This window comes from Acinetobacter sp. WU_MDCI_Abxe161 (assembly GCF_025514355.1).
Classification (GTDB): Bacteria; Pseudomonadota; Gammaproteobacteria; order Pseudomonadales; family Moraxellaceae; genus Acinetobacter; species Acinetobacter pittii_E.
Genome location: NZ_JAHPTU010000010.1, coordinates 95170 through 114546, shown reverse-complemented (window position 1 = coordinate 114546; position 19377 = coordinate 95170). Strand labels below are relative to the sequence as shown.

General features: G+C 38.8%; 16 protein-coding genes. 12 read left to right on the top strand and 4 right to left on the bottom strand.

Annotation, left to right across the window (positions count from 1 at the left end):
• Positions 1–121 precede the first annotated feature (121 nt).
• From KTI78_RS12625 to KTI78_RS12590, 8 genes are all read left to right on the top strand, one after another.
• A complete protein-coding gene (locus KTI78_RS12625) occupies positions 122–1393 on the top strand; it encodes a sensor histidine kinase (protein WP_016143049.1) in 1272 nt (423 codons plus the stop codon).
• Positions 1394–1460: 67 nt separating this feature from the next.
• On the top strand, positions 1461–4211 hold the full coding sequence (glnE, locus tag KTI78_RS12620; RefSeq protein ID WP_262446280.1) for a bifunctional [glutamate--ammonia ligase]-adenylyl-L-tyrosine phosphorylase/[glutamate--ammonia-ligase] adenylyltransferase: 2751 nt from the start codon (positions 1461–1463) through the stop codon (positions 4209–4211).
• Positions 4212–4235: 24 nt separating this feature from the next.
• Positions 4236–5162: a branched-chain amino acid transaminase gene (locus tag KTI78_RS12615; RefSeq protein WP_016143051.1), complete on the top strand. Its 927-nt coding sequence runs from the start codon at positions 4236–4238 to the stop codon at positions 5160–5162.
• Positions 5163–5232: 70 nt separating this feature from the next.
• The gene (locus KTI78_RS12610) at positions 5233–6123 is read left to right on the top strand and encodes a mitochondrial fission ELM1 family protein (protein WP_262446279.1); all 891 of its coding nucleotides are present in this window, start codon (positions 5233–5235) and stop codon (positions 6121–6123) included.
• Between the two features lie 22 nt (positions 6124–6145).
• On the top strand, positions 6146–7174 hold the full coding sequence (locus tag KTI78_RS12605) for a glycosyltransferase (RefSeq protein ID WP_262446278.1): 1029 nt from the start codon (positions 6146–6148) through the stop codon (positions 7172–7174).
• Entirely contained in the window at positions 7171–7926 is a 756-nt protein-coding gene (locus KTI78_RS12600) for a polysaccharide deacetylase family protein (RefSeq protein ID WP_262446277.1), read from the top strand. The genes KTI78_RS12605 and KTI78_RS12600 overlap by 4 nt, the downstream gene beginning before the upstream one ends.
• Positions 7923–8687, top strand: a complete 765-nt coding sequence (locus KTI78_RS12595; protein WP_262446276.1) for a glycosyltransferase family 2 protein — start codon at positions 7923–7925, stop codon at positions 8685–8687. The genes KTI78_RS12600 and KTI78_RS12595 overlap by 4 nt, the downstream gene beginning before the upstream one ends.
• Positions 8688–8698: 11 nt before the next feature.
• A complete protein-coding gene (locus KTI78_RS12590) occupies positions 8699–9733 on the top strand; it encodes a glycosyltransferase (protein ID WP_262446275.1) in 1035 nt (344 codons plus the stop codon).
• Here KTI78_RS12590 and ghy read toward each other — a convergent pair.
• Positions 9730–10620, bottom strand: a complete 891-nt coding sequence (gene ghy / locus KTI78_RS12585; RefSeq protein WP_224992686.1) for a glycosyl hydrolase Ghy — start codon at positions 10618–10620, stop codon at positions 9730–9732. The two genes, KTI78_RS12590 and ghy, sit on opposite strands and share 4 nt — an antisense overlap.
• A 68-nt stretch (positions 10621–10688) precedes the next feature.
• Here ghy and KTI78_RS12580 point away from each other — a divergent pair, with 68 nt between their 5' ends.
• Together KTI78_RS12580 and KTI78_RS12575 are read left to right on the top strand one after the other, a co-directional pair.
• Positions 10689–11444 (top strand): glycosyltransferase family 25 protein, encoded by a 756-nt coding sequence (locus KTI78_RS12580; protein ID WP_262446274.1) that lies wholly within the window; start codon positions 10689–10691, stop codon positions 11442–11444.
• Positions 11445–11472: 28 nt separating this feature from the next.
• A complete protein-coding gene (locus KTI78_RS12575) occupies positions 11473–12402 on the top strand; it encodes a lipooligosaccharide outer core biosynthesis glycosyltransferase GtrOC6 (RefSeq protein WP_262446273.1) in 930 nt (309 codons plus the stop codon).
• Between the two features lie 37 nt (positions 12403–12439).
• On the opposite strand, the gene KTI78_RS12570 is transcribed toward KTI78_RS12575, so the two are convergent.
• The 3 genes from KTI78_RS12570 to KTI78_RS12560 form a co-directional block, all read right to left on the bottom strand.
• Positions 12440–12658, bottom strand: coding sequence for a hypothetical protein (locus KTI78_RS12570; protein WP_009389608.1), 219 nt, complete (start codon positions 12656–12658; stop codon positions 12440–12442).
• Positions 12659–12805: 147 nt separating this feature from the next.
• Positions 12806–14590, bottom strand: a complete 1785-nt coding sequence (gene aspS / locus KTI78_RS12565; RefSeq protein WP_262446272.1) for an aspartate--tRNA ligase — start codon at positions 14588–14590, stop codon at positions 12806–12808.
• A 170-nt stretch (positions 14591–14760) separates the two neighbouring features.
• Positions 14761–15525, bottom strand: a complete 765-nt coding sequence (locus KTI78_RS12560) for a DUF4184 family protein (RefSeq protein ID WP_262446271.1) — start codon at positions 15523–15525, stop codon at positions 14761–14763.
• Positions 15526–15661: 136 nt separating this feature from the next.
• Between KTI78_RS12560 and znuD the strand changes: the two genes are divergently transcribed.
• Together znuD and KTI78_RS12550 are read left to right on the top strand one after the other, a co-directional pair.
• Positions 15662–17743: a zinc piracy TonB-dependent receptor ZnuD gene (znuD, locus tag KTI78_RS12555; RefSeq protein WP_262446270.1), complete on the top strand. Its 2082-nt coding sequence runs from the start codon at positions 15662–15664 to the stop codon at positions 17741–17743.
• Positions 17744–17818: 75 nt separating this feature from the next.
• The gene (locus KTI78_RS12550; RefSeq protein ID WP_262446269.1) at positions 17819–19282 is read left to right on the top strand and encodes a phospholipase D family protein; all 1464 of its coding nucleotides are present in this window, start codon (positions 17819–17821) and stop codon (positions 19280–19282) included.
• Positions 19283–19377: the final 95 nt, after the last annotated feature.

Below are 19377 nucleotides of genomic sequence, written 5' to 3'. Positions count from 1 at the left end.
TTTGAAAAGAACGTTGCTCTTTTAATGTACTGTGTTAAAGTTTGTAGTAGATCATAATGATTATAAGTACATTTCTTGAGAGCGGTTCCGACCAAAAACGACAAAATCTGTGAGGCGGGCAATGACATTCCAACGTTTAGAACTAAATCAGGTTGAGCAGTTAAGTGCTTGTAGAATATCTTTGTTGCTTGGATTAAATGCCGAGCAGAACTATATCGAGCAATTTTTCCGATTTAGTCTTCGTCTTTTGAATTGTAAAAAAGCCCTGTTGACTTTTAATCAGGAACCTTACTTTTGGCACCGTTGCCCTGAAGGCATGACAGCAATTTCTTTTAAGCCTTCGAAACATTTAAAACAGTGCTTTGCAAAGCAACAGTTTATTAATCATTTACATCCTTCATATCAAAACTTAATCAATTATTTAAAAGAATTAAATATTGAGTGCAGCAGGGCATTGGCGGTGCATCTTTTACACCCCGATAAAACCTCAATGGGTTTTGCTGTGTTTTTTGATGATGATGCGGCAACGTTCGAAGATGATGATATTCAATTGTTACTCGATTATTGTTCTACTTTTATGCAGCAGGTTGAGTTGAAGTTTAACTATGAAGAGTTAAACGAACTTTATGAACAACAGGTTGCAATTAATTCAAGTAAAACAAAATTCTTCTCAATTATTTCGCATGACTTGCGTGCACCTTTTCATGGATTGCTTGGATTCTCTGAGGTACTCGCCAAAGAGCGTGAAACTTTAGATGAATCGAGTATTCAAAATATTGCAGATTATTTATACGATACTTCACAATCGACCTATAACTTACTTGAAAGTTTGCTGACATGGGCGATGGCTGAGGGAGGGCGTTTTGTTTATCACCCAATTAACTTTAAACTTAGACAAGTCAGCAATATCGTTTGCGATGTATTGCATACCTTAGCTTTAAAGAAAAATATTGAACTGGTGAATGATGTTCCAGAAGATCTAAAAATCTATGCCGATATCAACATGATGACCTCTGTAATTCAAAACTTAGTGTCAAACGCGCTGAAATTTACTGACATTGATGGATCGGGCAAAGTCTTTATTGAAGCTCGACAAGCGGATGCAAATGTAGAAATTACTGTTCGAGACACAGGTCTGGGCATGACCGAGCAACAAATGGCAAACTTGTTCCATCCACGTATTACCGCTAGTTTTAAAGGCACTGCAGGGGAAAAAGGTGCTGGCTTAGGTTTGAGTCTTTGCAAGCGTTTTGTTGAGATTAATCAGGGAAAAATTAGTGTAAATTCCCAAAAAGGAGTTGGAACAACTTTTAAAGTTTTACTACCTTCAGCTCAAGAAAGTCATGAGGCGCTTACCGAACATCATTCTTCATCGGAAGCTAAATTAGTCTAATCCCTTTTCCTAGCACTACTCGAACTGCTATAACTAAAAAGAGAGTACGAGGAAAAGAGCTTTTTATATGAATGCGGAGCAGTTACAAAAAACATTGCGTGCGAGTCAGTACGCAGAACAAGTTTTAGGCTTGCATCAAGCTGTTTTAGAACAAGATTATCAAATAGATCAATTTACTGCACCGCTCTCGACCGAACAGATTTACCAATGTGTACAAACCACATTAGATGGGATTGGTGATGAAACGCTTTGGATGCGTGGATTGCGCATTTTACGTAGTCGATTAATGTTCCGCTGGATCTGGCAGGATGCCAATCAGCTTACCGATGTTGTTACACTTACTCGTGAACTTTCTGATTTTGCAGATGCCAGTATTTGTGCTGCAAAGGATTTTGCGCGTGTAGCACTTGTGGCGAAACATGGGGAGCCGTTAAGTTATTCTGGCAAAGTCCAAGACTTGATTGTGGTTGCCATGGGTAAACTTGGTGCTCAAGAGCTTAACTTATCGAGTGATATCGATTTAATTTTTGCCTTTGATGAGCAAGGCGAAACCAATGGCCGCAAATGTATCGATGTACAGCAGTTCTGTATTTTGTGGGGACAAAAACTCATTTATTTACTTGAGCACATTACCGCAGATGGTTTTGTGTTTCGAGTCGATATGCGCTTGCGCCCTTGGGGGGATGGCTCGGCATTAGCGATTAGTCATGCCGCTTTAGAAAAATATTTAAGCCAGCATGGCCGTGAATGGGAACGTTATGCATGGATTAAAGCGCGTGTTGTAACCGGTGGTAAAGAAGGACAGGACTTGTTAGAAATGACTCGTCCTTTTGTATTTCGCCGTTATGTCGATTACACAGCGTTTGCTGCCATGCGTGATATGAAAGCGATGATTGAGCGCGAAGTTCTGCGTCGTCATATTGAGGATGATATTAAACTCGGGGCAGGCGGTATTCGCGAAATTGAGTTTATTGTGCAGGTGTTCCAGCTTATTTACGGTGGGTCAAAACGTGAGTTACAAGACCGTCAATGTTTAGTCAGCCTTGAGCATATTGGCGAAGCAGGTTTATTAGAAAAACAAGCTGTATTAGAACTTGAAGATGCATACCTGTTTTTACGCCGTGTTGAACATGCAATTCAAGCTCTTAACGATCAGCAAACCCAGTTATTGCCAGAAGAATTAGACCTAAGACAACGCATTATCGATACTTTGGGTTTCGAAAGCTGGAATGAATTTATTGATGTTCTTAATGAGAAACGTCAAAAAGTCAAAGTTCAATTTAAGCAACTCATTGAAGATACCAGCTCTAATGCAGCAACAGAGAATTATGGGCAGTTAGAGCAGCAGCTAGATGAAGTACTAGATGACAATGCGAAAAATCTGATTCATGAGTTCTGGCATGGGCATGCACTCAAAAAACTTCCTTCAAATGCTGTGCAACGTTTAAAAACGTTTTGGCCTCATTTAATTGAAGCGATCTTACAGTCAGAACACCCACAAACTGCATTATTACGTTTAATGCCGCTTATTGAATCGGTTATGCGTCGAACCGTGTATTTGGTGATGCTGATTGAAAGTAAAGGGGCTTTACAACGCTTAGTAAAAATGGCGACTGTAAGCCCGTGGATTTGTGAAGAGTTAACTCAATATCCGGTACTGCTGGATGAATTTTTATCGATGGACTTTGAGCTACCAAAACGTAAAGACTTAGAAGACTCATTACGTCAGCAGTTACTTCGTATTGAAATTGATCAAGTCGAAGATCAAATGCGAGCACTTCGCCTCTTTAAAAAGAGCAATGTATTAACTGTTGCTGCAAGTGATGTGCTAGCTGAAAGTCCTCTCATGAAGGTATCTGATGCATTAACCGATATTGCTGAAGTTAGTGTGAATGCAACACTTAATTTGGCTTATCAGACAGTAGCAAAACGTCATGGTTACCCGTGCGATGTTGATGGAAAACGCTGCTCACTCGACTATAAAGCTTTTGCTGTTATTGGTTATGGCAAAGTGGGTGGTATTGAGCTGGGCTATGGTTCTGACTTAGACCTTGTCTTTATTCACTATCTAGATGAACAAGCTGATACAGATGGAACGAAGTCTATTAGTGGCTTTGAGTTTGCGATGCGTGTTGCTCAAAAGTTTATGTCACTCATGACGACGCAAACACTCGATGGTCGTGTCTATGAAATTGATACACGGTTAAGACCTTCAGGTGAGGCCGGTTTATTGGTGACAAGTCTTAAGGCTTATGAGCACTATCAGTTGAAAAGTGCATGGCTTTGGGAGCATCAGGCATTGGTTCGTGCACGTTCTATTGCTGGTGATGAGGCACTTTGCCAGAAATTTGAAATATTTCGCCGCGAGATATTGACTCAATCTAGAGATGAGGCTTATGTTCGTGAAGAAGTGTTGAAAATGCGTCAGAAAATGAAAGACCACCTAGGTTCGTCTTCTGAACAAAAAAAACATGGTATTTTTCATTTAAAACAGGACGCAGGTGGTATCGTAGATATCGAATTTATGGCACAGTATGCTGTACTTGCATGGAGCGGGACGAAACCCGATCTCGCCCATTATTCTGATAATGTAAGAATATTAGAAGATGCTGCTAAAGCAGACTGCTTATCCAGTGAAGATGCCACAGCATTAATTCGAGCCTATCTTAGTGAACGTGCCGAAAGCCACCGTTTAGCCCTTGCAAATCAATCCATGCAAGTAAGCGCAGCGGACTGGCGTAGTACCCGTGCGGTCGTTTGCAATTTATGGCAAAGATTAATAGACCCAACCGCTTCGGTTGAGTTGGATAGTGAATGATTTTATAACAATTTGGAGTGTTCCATGAATTTGGCTGATCGTGATGGTTTTATTTGGCAAGATGGACAATTAATTGATTGGCGTGATGCAAAGATTCACGTTTTAACCCATACTTTACACTACAGTATGGGCGTATTTGAGGGTGTTCGTGCTTATGAAACTCCTAAAGGTACTGCCATTTTCCGTCTTCAAGACCACACAAAACGTTTGTTAAATTCAGCAAAAATTTATCAAATGAAAGTGCCGTATGATCAAGCAGCGCTTGAACAAGCACAAATCGATGTTGTTCGTGAAAATAAATTAGCTTCTTGCTATTTACGCCCACTCATCTGGATCGGTTCAGAGAAACTTGGTATTGCAGCAACAAATAACACAATTCATGCCGCTGTTGCAGCATGGGCGTGGGGTGCTTACCTTGGTGATGAAGCGATGGCAAAAGGTATTCGCGTTAAAACTTCATCGTTTACTCACCACCATCCAAACGTGACCATGTGTAAAGCAAAAGCATCTGGTAACTACACATTGTCAATTCTTGCTCACCAAGAAGTTGCACACTCAGGTTACGATGAAGCAATGCTCATGGACCCACAAGGTTATGTATGCCAAGGTTCAGGTGAAAACGTATTCTTGATTAAAGATGGCGTCTTACATACTCCAGATATCGCTGGTGGTGCACTTGATGGTATTACACGTCAAACAGTAATGACGATTGCTAGAGATCTTGGCTATCAAGTCGTTGAGCGTCGTATTACACGTGATGAATTCTATATTGCAGATGAAGCATTCTTTACAGGTACTGCTGCAGAAGTAACACCAATCCGTGAGTACGATGATCGTCAAATTGGTGAAGGTTGCCGTGGTCCAATTACCACTGAAATCCAAAAAACTTTCTTTGATGCAGTTCAAGGTAAAAACCCGAAATATGAACACTGGTTAACTTACGTAAAATAAGTTAATCCGTTAACATAAAAAGGCGAACTTCGGTTTCGCCTTTTTTTATTTTTTGGCTTAGGGAGCTTCTATGCATATTGTCTATGTGTCTGATGGTAAGGCAGGACACCGCTCACAAGCATTAGGCTTGTTTCAGGCAATGCAAAGACAACAGCCAGAAACAACTTTTGAAGAGGTTCTAATTACTGATTTGCCGATTATTTCTTTAATTCAGGCACTTTTCTCTTCAAAAACCTCCTTATTTAAACAAGCGCCTGATTTTGTATTTGGCGTGGGAAGTCATACACATTTTCGTGTTTGGTTAGTCGGTAAAATTTTTAAAAAGGCTAAAACGATTATTCTAATGAAGCCGAGTTTACCGATTGGTTGCTTTGACTATGCGGTTATTCCAGAGCATGACGGCATTCACGCCAACAGCCATGTGATTGTCACACGTGGCGCATTAAATCCTATTCGTAATGAAAATCAACATCAAACAGCTAGGGTTTTAATTGCATTAGGTGGTTCATCTAAACGACATCAATGGAACCAAGATAAAGTATTAAGTAGTGTTAAAAAAATTGTTGAGAATAATCCAGACGCTGAAATTATTCTGACGACTTCACGTCGAACTCCGGCAGAGTTTGTCGATATTTTAAAGCAACAAAGCTTTGCCCAGCATTTACATATATTTCCAGTTGAGCAAACACCTCAAGGCTGGATTTTTGAGGAAATGCAAAAAGCAGAAGCTGTGTGGGTCACAGAAGACAGCGTGTCTATGATTTTTGAGGCACTTACTGCGGGTTGTCGAGTCGGGGTGATGGCAATGGACCGTTTGAAAGACGACCGGATTACGCACTCAGTTGATCAAATGTTAGAATCACAATTAATTTCACAGCAGACTTGTGTTGTACAGTTACCACAACCTTATGCTTTTAAAGAAGCGGACCGTGTGGCAACATATCTTTTATCAAAGAATTAAATTTTTTATTTTGAGTAAATAAATGAAAATATTGCATATTGCAAATTTTGGCTTTAATAAACAAGGCGCCCATTTTTACTGCACAGACCGTAAAATTTCTGCCGGATTAATTGAAAATGGCCATTTCGTTTATGATTTTAGTTTTCGTGACATGGCTCGTATGGGAACCATTTTTAAAACAAAAAAACTGGGTGCCAATTGGGCTAATAAAGAAGTTCTAAAGGTCGTTAATAATATTGAACCTGATCTGGTGCTCATTGGGCATAGTGACTTAATGAGTCCAGATGTTTTAAGACAAATTAAAGAATCTTATCCAAATACTAAAATTGCATTTTGGTATGTTGATCCGCTTTATCTTGAAAACAAACTGGACTTTGTCAAAGCATTCTCGCCGTACTTAGATGCTATTTTCTGTACAACAGGCGGAGAATATCTACAAAAGCTAAAGCAACCTCATTTAAGCGTGGCCTATTTGCCAAATGTCGGTCACCGTAATGTAGAAACACTACAGCAATTTTCAAACTCTAAGACTGACAAGACTTTTATTTTCTGCGGTGTGGTCTATAAAGAACCTGAGCGTGAAAAGTTCTTAAAGGACTTGGCAGGTGCTTTGCAACAAGGGCATGTAAACTATCAATACTATGGTTGTTTTGAACAACCCGGTGTTTATGGTAAAGCGTATTATAAAGTTCTCTCTGAAACAAAAATGGGACTTAATTACTCACGCCGTAATGATGTCACCTTGTATAGTTCTGACCGTATTGTTCAGCTGACTGGTAATGGTTTACTTACCTTTAGCCCACGAATTCCGGGCTTTGAGAAGCTCTACACCGAGCAGGAAGTGGTTTACTTTGATGATCAGTTTGATTTGGCCAAGAAGATCCAATTCTTTAATCAAAACCCAGATCAGGCTGAAAAAATAGCGAAAGAGGGTTGGGAGAAAACACGTAGGTCTTTCAATGCTAAACGCATCACCCAGTTTATGGTTGAAGTGACATTTAAGCAGCCCTTTTCAGAAGATTATGAATGGTCACATGAGGTATATGCATGATGTGGTTTTTGTACGTTGCGGTAGGCCTACTAGCACTTGCTGCACTGTTATATGTGCTGGGTAATTATACATTCTGGCTTCCGTTTCGTTCGAGTAAACTACCACGCATTGTGATGTTGCATCAGGTTACTCCTAAAGATGCAGCCTCAGGTATGAACATGCCTCCTGAGAAGTTTGAACAACTTTTACAGTTGTTGACGCGTAAAAAGGCTACTTTTTGCTTTGTTTCTGAGCTTGAACAATACCGTAATCAAAAGAATGTCGTTGCTTTAAGTTTTGATGATGGCTTTATGGATAATTATCTTTATGCCTATCCATTACTTAAAAAATATAATGCAAAAGCAACCATTTATTTGGCAACTCAAATTGAAGGAATTGAAAAGCTAACTCATGAGCAAATCCATGAAATGGCCAAATCTGGTATCATTGAGTTTGGTGCGCATACTCAACATCATGTGAACTTACTTAAGCTTGATGACCAAACCGCTTATGATGAAATGCTTCAGTCTAAACGTGACGTTGAAGCGTTAGTGGGAAAATGTCCGAGCTTTGCTTATCCATTTGGCCGATTTAACGAAAAGCACCAGAAAATGGCTCAAGAGATTGGCTTTAAAAACGCCGTATCGACTCGTAAAAAAATCGAAGCGTATGAAGTAAGTAATCAATTTAATATTCCACGTGTCAGCACGCATGGTGCCATGAATGCTTTACAGATGCGTATCGCCCTTGCTAAAGGACGTTATAAGTTATGAATAAAATTCCATGTAGTGTCTATATTGTCACCTTAAATTGTGGTGCTTGGTTAGAACGAACTTTGCAAAGTGTTAGTGAGTTTGATGAAGTAATTATTTTAGATTCGGGCAGTACTGATAATACTTATGAAATTGCTCAGAGTTTTGAAAATACTCAAATTTCTCATCAAGACTGGCAAGGCTATGCAGGGCAAAAAAGTTTAGCTTTAGCAAAATGCCGAAATGATTGGGTACTCAATTTAGATGGCGATGAAGTCTTATCTAACGAGTTAAAACAAGAGATTGTTGAAACAATTCAACAGAACAAACTTGATGCCTTAATCACTCCAATTAATGATGTATTTTTAGGTGTTCCGAATAGTAAACATACTAAAAAACATGCAAAAGTGCGTTTTTTTCGTAAGTCTAAAGGGCATTATGACCTTGCCAATAAAGTCCATGAAAATGTGATTGTAGAGGGAGAGACTCAGCGTGCTCAACATGATATTTATCATTATGGCGAGTCGAGCATTTTCGTTAAGGTCGAAAAAAATAACCAATATTCCAACTTGAAAGCATTAGAGAAATACCAAAAAGGAAAGTCTCCAAGTGTGGCTAAATTGATTTTGGTGATGCCTGTGACTTTTATGAAGTCTTATTTTATTCGCCGTAGTTTCTTAAATGGTTGGCGTGGTTTCGTAAATAGTATGATTAACGCGTTTTATGCTTTTCTAAAAGAAGCAAAGCTGTTTGAACAAACCATGAATAAAGATAAGAAATAAGTAGGTAAGCTATGAAAATTGTTCAGGTATTGGCAACTAGCGGTGGAGTTGGTGGATTAGAGCAGCATACTTTTAATCTTGTTAATGAGCTCGCTTTAAATCATGAAGTACATGTGATTGCACATCCTTGCTATGTAGACAAGTTTAGCCAACAAGTACATTTTCATGCCGTCGATTTTGCACGTAGCCGTTGGAATATTCTTTTACTCTGGCAACTTAAAAATCTTATCCAGCAAATTCAACCCGCCATTGTTCATGCACAAGCAGGAAAAGCGGCTGAGCTGATTGCCCGCATTAAGCCATTTTTATCTGGTCCAAAGTTTGTAACGACTGTTCATGGTACTAAAAAGAATAAGTCTGTTTATTTAGCAGGTGATGCTGTTATTGCGGTGAGCCAAGCGCTAACGCAAGGTATTCCTGAGTCTAAAGCACACGTGATTTATAACGGGGTATATCCACAACCTGTACTTACAACTGAAAATAAAGAAAAGTTACTTCAATCGATTCAAAAAGATTTTGCTGAGCTAGACACAAGCAAAAAAGTAGTTATGTGCATTGGGCGCCTAGAGCCAGTAAAAAATATCAGTTTACTGATTGAGTCGATGCAGCAGATTGATGCCAATTTATGGATTATTGGTGATGGTTCACTTCGAGCAAGTTTGGAAAAACAAGTCAGTGAATTAAACATGCAAAATCGGGTCGCTTTTCTTGGGTTTAGAACTGATGCACGTGATCTGGTGCAGTTGGCTGATATTGTAGTTTTATCGTCAGACCGAGAAGGTTTTCCACTTGTTATGGTTGAAGCTTTACAGGCCGATAAAGCAATGGCTTCAACCAAAGTGAATGGTGTGATCGAGTGGTTGCCAGAACAATATCTGGCAGAAATTGGAGATGCACAAGGTTTAGCAAGAGCGATTCAATGTGCACTTCAACCAGAGGCACAAAGTGACTTTAGCTCGCTATATGCAAAAGCCAAGGCTGAACTGACTGTACCAGCCATGGCCGAGCAGACGTTTAATATTTATAAAGGCCTGCTAAAGACTTAATTATTTTTTGGTGTAAGGCGGATAGCATCGAGTACCACGAAGTTATCTTCAACATTAATAGTATGGCAACCGTCATCTGCTTGATTCCAATCTGGTAAAACCACTTCTAGTAATTTTTCTTCATAAGCTGTAGGGCTAAGCTGAGTAATCGCTTTTAATTCGATATTGCCGCCATAACGTTTTAAAGAATCTTGGCTTGGTCGAACCAGTTGCCCTTTATAAATAAAAGGTTTACCTGCCATACGGAACTGCTGACTACCTCGGCACACTGGATTCATTGGGTGCTCTTGCCAGTTAGGATTTAAAATATCTTCGGTAAAGAAAAGGTCTAGGCGGTCACCAAACTTCTTACAATCACGACGCGTTGAAGTAAAAAGATACCATAAACCTTCATGATAAAAAGGCGTGCTGTCGACCGCTTCGATATTCTCGATCAGATTAGAATGCTTTTCCCATTTCAGTGGAAACTCAGTACATTTCCAAAGTTCAATTGTTTTATTGGCAGATGTTTCAGGGACCATGTACCATGTGTTATCTATTTTAAATACGCAAGGATAGGAGAGGTGATAATCAAGTTTTAAAATAGTTTCAGGCGGTGTGTAGGTTCCATCTTTAAAAACTTCCAAGACCGAAAGAAAGCCCACGGGATGCTCATCATCCACTTCTTCAAAAAAAATGAAATGACGACCATTTTCATAAGCATAAAAACTATCTGCAAAGGTAAACTTTCTAGGGGAATGGATCTCAAACAGAGAGTCTAATTGATTAAGTGCTGTAAAAGGTTGTTCTAACCAGCCAAAACGCATATACCAATGAGAGTCAAAAGATTTTGCTTTTTTTGCTTGTTGGTACTTGTACCATTTTTTTTGAATCAGGCGATTTAGCATTAAATTTTACACTCGATATAACTATAATTAGATAGACTATCCCTGACTCATTTTAACATTTGAATGAAATGAAAAAATATTTAATCAGTATTGAATCTGCTAATAGTGAACGTTTAAAAAAGTTGTACTCTCAAGCAACATTTTACAAATATCGCTATGAATTTAAGCAATTTGGGGTTATAGGTAAAAATTTAAGTGTGAGTGAGTATTTTCAACAGGGTGTAGCAGGCAAGAAAAAACCAATGACGCCTGGTGAACTTGGTTGTGCAATGTCACATATTGCTGCATTAAAAGATTTTTTAAATTCTGATGACGAATATGCCATTATTTTTGAAGATGATGTAATTGAACGTTTTGAAATTGATTTCCAAGATTTAGAAAAACATATTCGTTCTTTGAACTTAGGGCCTTGCTTTTTCCTAAGCTTAGGCGGTATTCAAATGAAAATATGCAATCGTGTTCGTGGGAAGTTTTTACCCGAAGAATTGTATAACCAAAAAGTTTTAAAAGTTGATTACGACTATCTTGAAAAACTTGCTTATGCTTATGCCTATGTTGTAGATCGTAAAATGGCTCAAATGTTGGTTGATTATCATCAACCGATAAAAATTTATGACCATTGGCAAGATCTTGTGGGGCGAGGGGATTTTAGTTTCTATGTCAGCTTTTTATTCGATCACCCAATTATTGAAAATGATGATGCGTTAAGTTATCTAGAAAAGGAAAGAAGCTTAATCACTCCACTTTCACAAGATGACAGTGATTTATTACGTTACTTAAGAGTTAAATTAAAGAAATATATACTTAATAAATATATAATTTAGCCGTTTTTTCGGTTTTATTATTAATTTTATGATTAAGCAAAAAAATATTATTATCGGGTCGGCAACGGGATACAACGCTGACCTCATCTCTTCTTTTGTCTATTCTTTGGAAAAGGCTAACTTTGATGGAATATTGTCTTTAATTATCTATAAAGAACAAATGACTGAGTTTGTGAATGCATTCTCAGATATCAAAGGTTTTAAAATTGAATTTAAAGTTTCAACTATTGGAAAATTTAAATCAAAATCAAAATATTCAGGTATTTATAAGTTTAAGCTTGTAAAAAATGTTTTGAAAAAAATTATTAGCTTAACTGTAAATGAAGCAGTTCCTGATTCAAAAATTAAAGCTCTTAAAATTACTGGTTATCCACATGTGAGCCGTTTCTTTGAATATAAGGAAATTGTAGAAAGTCATCCTGATGCTTCACATGTATTGCTTAGCGACGTTCGTGATGTTTTTTTCCAGAGTAATCCTTTTAAAAATCTTGGCAAAGGACTATTGGTAGGGATGGAAAATCCAGATTATACGATTGGTACTGAGCAATATAATCAAAAATGGATTAAGGATGCGTATGGAGAGGGCTTTTATAATCTTGCAAAAGATGAGCAAGTATCTTGTTCAGGGGTCACTATTGGTGATCATGAATCAATTAAAGTCTATATCAATAAGATGATTGAGGAATTCTGCAAACAGCCATATCACAAAATGTCTGAAAGAATTTATGATCAAGCCATGCATAATAAATTATTAATTACTAATAATTTAGCTGATGTAACTCGCTGTCAACCCTTTAAATCAATTATTGTAACTCTTGGGTTATACCCAATAGATCAAATTGCAGTTAATGATCAAGGTTTTATTATCAATCGCAATGAAGAAATTATTCCTATTGTCCATCAACATGACAGACATCCGGAACTACTTCAGTTATGTGATAATTATATTGGGAAATAAATTTAAGATTTTCTAAATTTTATATGGAATGCGGATATTAATTTTTATCCGCATTTCCTTTTAAAACCATATAAATCAGCGCAACAAAAATAAGCAATGCACCTGCTAAGCTACTTACACAGAAATAAAGGATACGTTGACTTGTAGTGATGTTAAATAATTCATTTGCAAGGATATAGCGCATCAAAAACCATTGCGCAAGAGAGAATACAATCACGATTAAAGCATGTCGACGTACATCAGGGCGCATAGCCATAAAGCTGACCTCTAAATTAAAAGCAACCTATTATGCCACTGACCTGCTTATTCGCAAAGCATAGCTTAGATAAACCGAATATGTGGCTGATATTTTTCATTAAAAAACCCTGCATGAGCAGGGTTTTTTAATTTACAAATCTAAAAATTATTTAGATTCTTCAGCTTTTGGCTTTTCACGTAAGCGGATGCCCAAGTCACGAAGCTGATTTGCTTCAACAGGAGCAGGTGCTTGAGTAAGTGGACATTCAGCAGTCTTGGTTTTCGGGAATGCAATAACATCACGAATAGAAGTCGCGCCAGTCATAAGCATAACTAAACGGTCAAGACCAAATGCCAAACCACCGTGAGGAGGAGCACCGTAACGAAGTGCATTCAGCAAGAAGCTGAATTTCTCTTCTGCTTCTTCATCAGAAATACCAAGCGCTTCAAAAATCGCTTTTTGCATTTCTAATGTGTAAATACGTAGAGAACCGCCACCAACTTCAGTACCGTTCAATACCATGTCGTAAGCAACAGAAAGTGCTTCACCCGGATTGCTCTTCACATCTTCTACGCTAGATTTAGGTAGAGTGAATGGGTGGTGAACAGAAGTCCATTTGCCATCATCAGTTTCTTCAAACATTGGGAAATCAACAACCCAAAGTGGAGCCCACTCACAAGTTGAAAGTTTCAAGTCATGACCAATCTTGACACGAAGTGCACCCATTGCATCATTTACGACTTTAGCTTTATCAGCACCGAAGAATACGATATCGCCATCTTGTGCACCAACACGTTCCAACAGTTCAAGTACAATCGGTTCAATGAATTTAACGATTGGAGATTGAAGACCTTCAATTCCTTTAGCGAGTTCATTAACTTTAATGTACGCTAAACCTTTAGCACCATAGATGCCAACGAATTTGGTGTATTCATCGATTGCACTACGTGGCAATGATGCTGCACCTGGAACACGTAACGCAACAATACGACCTTTAGGATCTTTTGCAGGACCAGCAAATACTTTGAACTCTACTTCTTGCATTAAGTCTGCAACGTCAACGAGTTTCAACGGAATACGCAAATCTGGTTTGTCAGATGCATAATCACGCATTGCTTCGCTATATGGCATACGGCGGAATTTTTCAAATTTTACGCCAAGCAAGTCGTTAAATAGTTTAACAGTCATGCCTTCCATCAAATCCATGATTTCATCGTCATTTAAGAACGATGTTTCAATGTCGATTTGAGTAAATTCTGGCTGACGGTCAGCACGCAAGTCTTCATCACGGAAACATTTCGCGATTTGGTAGTAACGATCGATACCACCAACCATCAATAATTGTTTAAACAATTGTGGTGATTGTGGAAGTGCGTAGAAGCTACCATTTTGTACACGACTTGGTACTAAATAGTCACGTGCGCCTTCAGGAGTTGCACGAGTTAAAATCGGAGTTTCAACGTCTAAGAAACCGTGATCGTCTAAATAATTACGGATCAAGTTAGTTACTTTAGAACGGAAACGTAAGCGATCTAACATTTCTGGACGACGGATGTCCAAGAAACGATATTTTAAACGGTGTTCTTCTGACACGTTAATCGTGTCATCATTTAACGGGAATGGCGGAGTTTCAGAAGCAGCAAGAACTTCGATTTCTTTGCCTAAAACTTCGATTTGACCACTCACCATATTTTGGTTTTCAGTACCTTCATAACGGCGACGAACACGACCTGTAATTTTTAATACATATTCAGAACGTGCTTTATCTGCAGTTGCAAATGCTTCTGGAGTATCTGGGTCAATAACCACTTGAACGAGACCATCACGATCACGCATATCAAGGAAAATAACACCGCCATGGTCACGGCGACGATGTACCCAACCGCATAGTGTAACGGTCTGGTCGATTTGGGCTTCAGTTAAAGAGCCACAGTAATGAGTTCGCATCATGATGAAGATTATCCAAACTATATTGGCTGAAAGGACGGATGCGTAAACCGCGCACCGTCAAAAAAGTAAGTTTTCGATTATGCCTTGTTGGATGGTTTGCCACAAGAACTAGATCAAAAAACCGCAGAAATTAAGCTGAAAATGAGCAATTTGGCAGCAACTTTAAGTATTCACCCCATTCTTTTTTGTCGATCTAAAATCAAGAATAGTAAGCATCCTAAGCTAAAGGTACTTAGCCAGCCTTGCATAAATTCATTAATAGAACGACCAGTGAAATAATAGGTATCGGCATGCCAAACTTCATGAGGAATGTAACGGGCATAATCCCAAAAAGAGAATAAACCTAACAGTGTAGATAGAATGAACAGACACCATGCGAAAATTTTAATTTTATAGTTTACTTTCCAGTGTTGTTTATAGCGCTGATAATAGTGAACACTCATCCAGACAATAAAAGGTAAGGCAAGAGCTGAGGTGCCTAGCTGCAAAAGACGATGTAAGGGATAAGGATGCCCGAAAAGATGAACTGTGGTTGCTAATACATCTTTAAATGCAAAAGTCCGAAAGTCAGAATGTGTTAGGCCATCCCAAATTAAATGAGTTGCAATCCCTAAAATAAGTGCAAGTAATGTTCCAATCAAAAATAAAAAAATACGTTTTATAGAGTGGAGGTCAAGATCATGTTGAATGCCAAAAAAACGATACATTACAGGCCGATAAAGTAAATACCAAATAGCACAGAATAATAATCCTAATGCAAGATTTGGGTAGAAAAGTCCTTTCCATTGATGAGTCAACATCCCTGATTGCATTGTAAATAAGCGGTAAAGATCGGGTGTCATACTGCCAATTGCTAATGCCGCAATTGGTAAAGTGTTTTGACTAAGCTTGGAAAGAGGTGGTGCTATAACGGCATGAGAGATGGTAAAAGGCATTAGAAATTAGAATTTACTCACATCATTTAATTGGCCAGTCTAACGAATCATCTGATTAGAAATGTTTTTTATTGCAAAACAACTGAAATGTTATAATATAACAAAACAAAAGGCGTAGCGATCAGAGAATCACCTCATGTTGTTCTATAAAAATATTTTGACCATATCCATTTTGGCAGCAATATCGATACCTGTATTTGCAGCAGAAAGTGAAAATGTTGAAAAGTTAGAAACTATTCGGATTAAGGCCCATCCACTTGAGCAAACGTCACAAGATTTTGCCGTTGCAGATACTGTGGTTGATCAAAAGCATTTAGCGCAAGGTGCTGCCACTATTGGGGATGCACTCAGTAGTGAAGTTGGAATTTATGCAAATCAGTTTGGGGCTGGTTCGAGTCGTCCAGTGATTCGTGGACAAGATGGACCACGTGTTAAAGTGCTTCAAAATTCATCAGAAAATATTGATGTCTCGACATTGTCTCCTGACCATGCTGTCACTGTAGATCCTGTGCTTGCAAAACAAGTGGAAGTGATTCGGGGACCTTCAACTTTATTGTTTGGTGCTGGAACTGTCGGTGGTTTAGTCAATGTAATTGATAACAAGATCCCTACGCAAATGCCTGAAAACGGTTATGAAGGACAAGTTGGCTTACGTTATAACACTGGAAGTGATGAAAAACTGGCGAGCGCTGGCGTAACTGTTGGCTTGGGTAGCCAAGTTGCTTTACGTGTTGAGGGGTTAACACGTGATGCAAATAATTATATTGCACCAAATTATATTCATGAAGGTGAAAAAGAGCGCCGTGTAGACAATACTTTTGCTCAGGGTGATTCAGTTAACGTTGGTTTGTCTTGGATTTATGACCGTGGTTATACGGGTATTTCTTATAGCAATCGCCGGGATCAATATGGTTTGCCTGGGCATAGTCATGAATACGAAAGTTGTAGCGCTCATCTAGGTGGAAGACCACATTTGCATTGTGATCCACATGAGCATGAGCACGAAGATGGGGAAGAAGCTCACGATCATGGTCATGAAGAACATGATCACGAACATGGCGGCCCATGGATTGACTTAAAATCTGAGCGTTATGATTTTAAAACCGAGTTAAATGATCCATTCGCAGGCTTCCAAAAGTTACGTGCACAAGCGAGCTATACTGACTATCAGCATGACGAAATTGAAGAGGGAACAATTGCGACCCGATTCCAAAACAAAGGCTATGATGGTCGTATTGAGTTGGTACATAACCCGATTGCAAGTTGGGAAGGGGTGATCGGAGCACAGCTAGGCCAACAAAAATTAGATTTAACTGGTGAAGAAGCTTTTATGGCTCCGACCACTACCAAAAAATGGAGCGTATTTGCTTTAGAACATAAACAATGGAAAGACGTACATTTTGAGCTTTCTGCACGTGCAGATCAGCAAGAGATCGATGTAGACGATAATTCTAAACAGGATTTTGATGGCTCGGCATTTTCTTACGCAGGTGCTGCGAATTGGGAGTTTGCACCGAACTATAAACTTTCTTTTGTCGCATCCCATCAAGAGCGTTTACCTTTAGCTCAAGAGTTATATGCAAATGGTGGACATTTTGCGACGAATACTTATGAGTTGGGGAATGATCAACTCAGTAAGGAAAAATCGAATAATGTTGAATTAGGTTTACATTTTGATAATGACAAACTTGATTATCATCTGCATGTTTACCATAACTGGTTTGATGACTACATCTATGCACAAACCCTTGACCGTTATAAAGACTTCCGTTTAGTCCAATATACTCAAGATAAAGCACGTTTCTATGGTGCTGAGGGTGAAATTGGTTATCAAATTACCCCAATGTACAAGATCAGTGCTTTTGGTGACTATGTACGCGGTAAAATTGATGCAGAAGGGAACGCTCCACGTATTCCAGCGGGACGTTTAGGGACTAAAGTTGATGCAGATTTTGGCGATGGCTTTAGCGGTTCTGCCGAGTACTACCATGTCTTTAACCAAGACAAAATCGCAGCTTACGAGACTGAAACTGAAGGCTATAACATGCTCAATCTTGGTCTGGCATATTCTGGACAATATGGTGCAAAAACAGATTACCGTGTTTATATGAAAGCGAATAACCTGTTAGATGATACGGTTTATCAACATGCTTCGTTCTTATCAAATATTCCACAAGTTGGACGCAATTTTACAGTAGGTGTTGATTTTAGTTTCTAAGGCTTTAACACGAAACTAAACTTGAAAAATCAATCCAAAAGACCTAATTTGAAAGCATCAAGTTAGGTCTTTTTTATGCGTATTTTTCAACGAATTCATCAAAAAATAAATTGGTCAGGGCGTCGTTATATGGCGGTATTACTTTGCGTTGTTGCTATTGCATATCTTGCATCGGCGATTTACCACACAGTAAAACCATTACCACAAGGGATTAACTTTAGTGGCAAGCTTAGACATGCCGATGTCAAATTTTTAGCTGATAAAACCTATCTTGATGCTAAAGGACAGCAACAGGTTGATCAACACATTTTTGATGAAATCTTGAAAATGATTGAGGAGGCAAAAACCACAATTGTGGTGGATATGTTCTTGTTTAATTCAGAAGTGGGTGACTCGAAACTCAAGCAAAGACCGTTAATGCAAGAGTTAACCGATGCATTAGTGAATAAGAAAAGACAGAACCGCCAAATTCAGATCATTATGATTACCGACCCGATTAACTCAGTCTATGGTGGTCTAAGCCCTGAACACTACCGCCAATTACGTCAGGCAGGTGTCGATGTGATTGAAACCAATTTAACTCCTTTGCGTGCTTCTAACCCGTTTTGGTCTGGTTTCTGGTACATCTGCTGTCAAAATGTTGGCAATAATCCTGAAAAGGGCTGGTTACCAAATCCATTCGGTGATGAAAAAATTACACTGCGCAGCTATTTGAACTTATTTAACTTTAAAGCAAATCACCGTAAAACTGTGGTAGTCGATATTGATGCTGGTTGGAAGTCATTGGTGACCTCAGCAAATCCACATGATGGCAGCTCTAGACATTCTAATGTCGCGTTGGTTGTAACAGGGGCAACAGCTACTGATGTTCTCCAAACTGAAGCTGCTGTTGCGCAAATGTCAGGCAGTAGCTCTCCATCGCTCATTTTAGGTGACTTTGAAAAAGACGTAACCAAACCTCAAGTTCAGGTGTTAACTGAAGGGGCGATTTATCAATCTGTACTTAAATTGATTAATTCAGCGAAGCCGAAAGAGCATCTTGATTTAAGTATGTTCTATTTGTCTGAACGTAAAATTATTCAAGCACTAAAAAATGCTCAAGAAAGAGGCGTTATTGTCCGAGTTTTACTTGATCCAAATAAAGATGCGTTTGGTCGACAAAAGAATGGTATTCCTAACCGTCAGGTAGCTTCAGAACTACACGCTGCCGGCATTCCAATCCGCTGGTGTGATACCCATGGTGAGCAAAACCATAGCAAAATGATTTTGAAATATAGTGCCCAACAAGCTGAGTTGATTGTAGGATCTGCCAATTTTACGGCCCGTAATTTAAAAAATTACAACCTTGAAACAGATATGTTGGTCATTGGCAAAGTTCAAGATCAAGTCTTTAAAGATGCGCAAGATTACTTCAATACTTCTTGGTCAAACTTACAAGGTAGACAGATGAGCGTGGATTACGCGAAGTATGCAGATGAGTCTAAAGTGAAGTATTGGATTTATCGTTTTATGGAATGGTCAGGATTGTCGACTTTCTAACGAGAACAGCCTTGGAGTATTCCAAAAAGTAGCAATGTGATTAGCGACATGGAAGTCGCCGTTTCACTGTGTGGCAGGGAAGCAACACCAGTGAA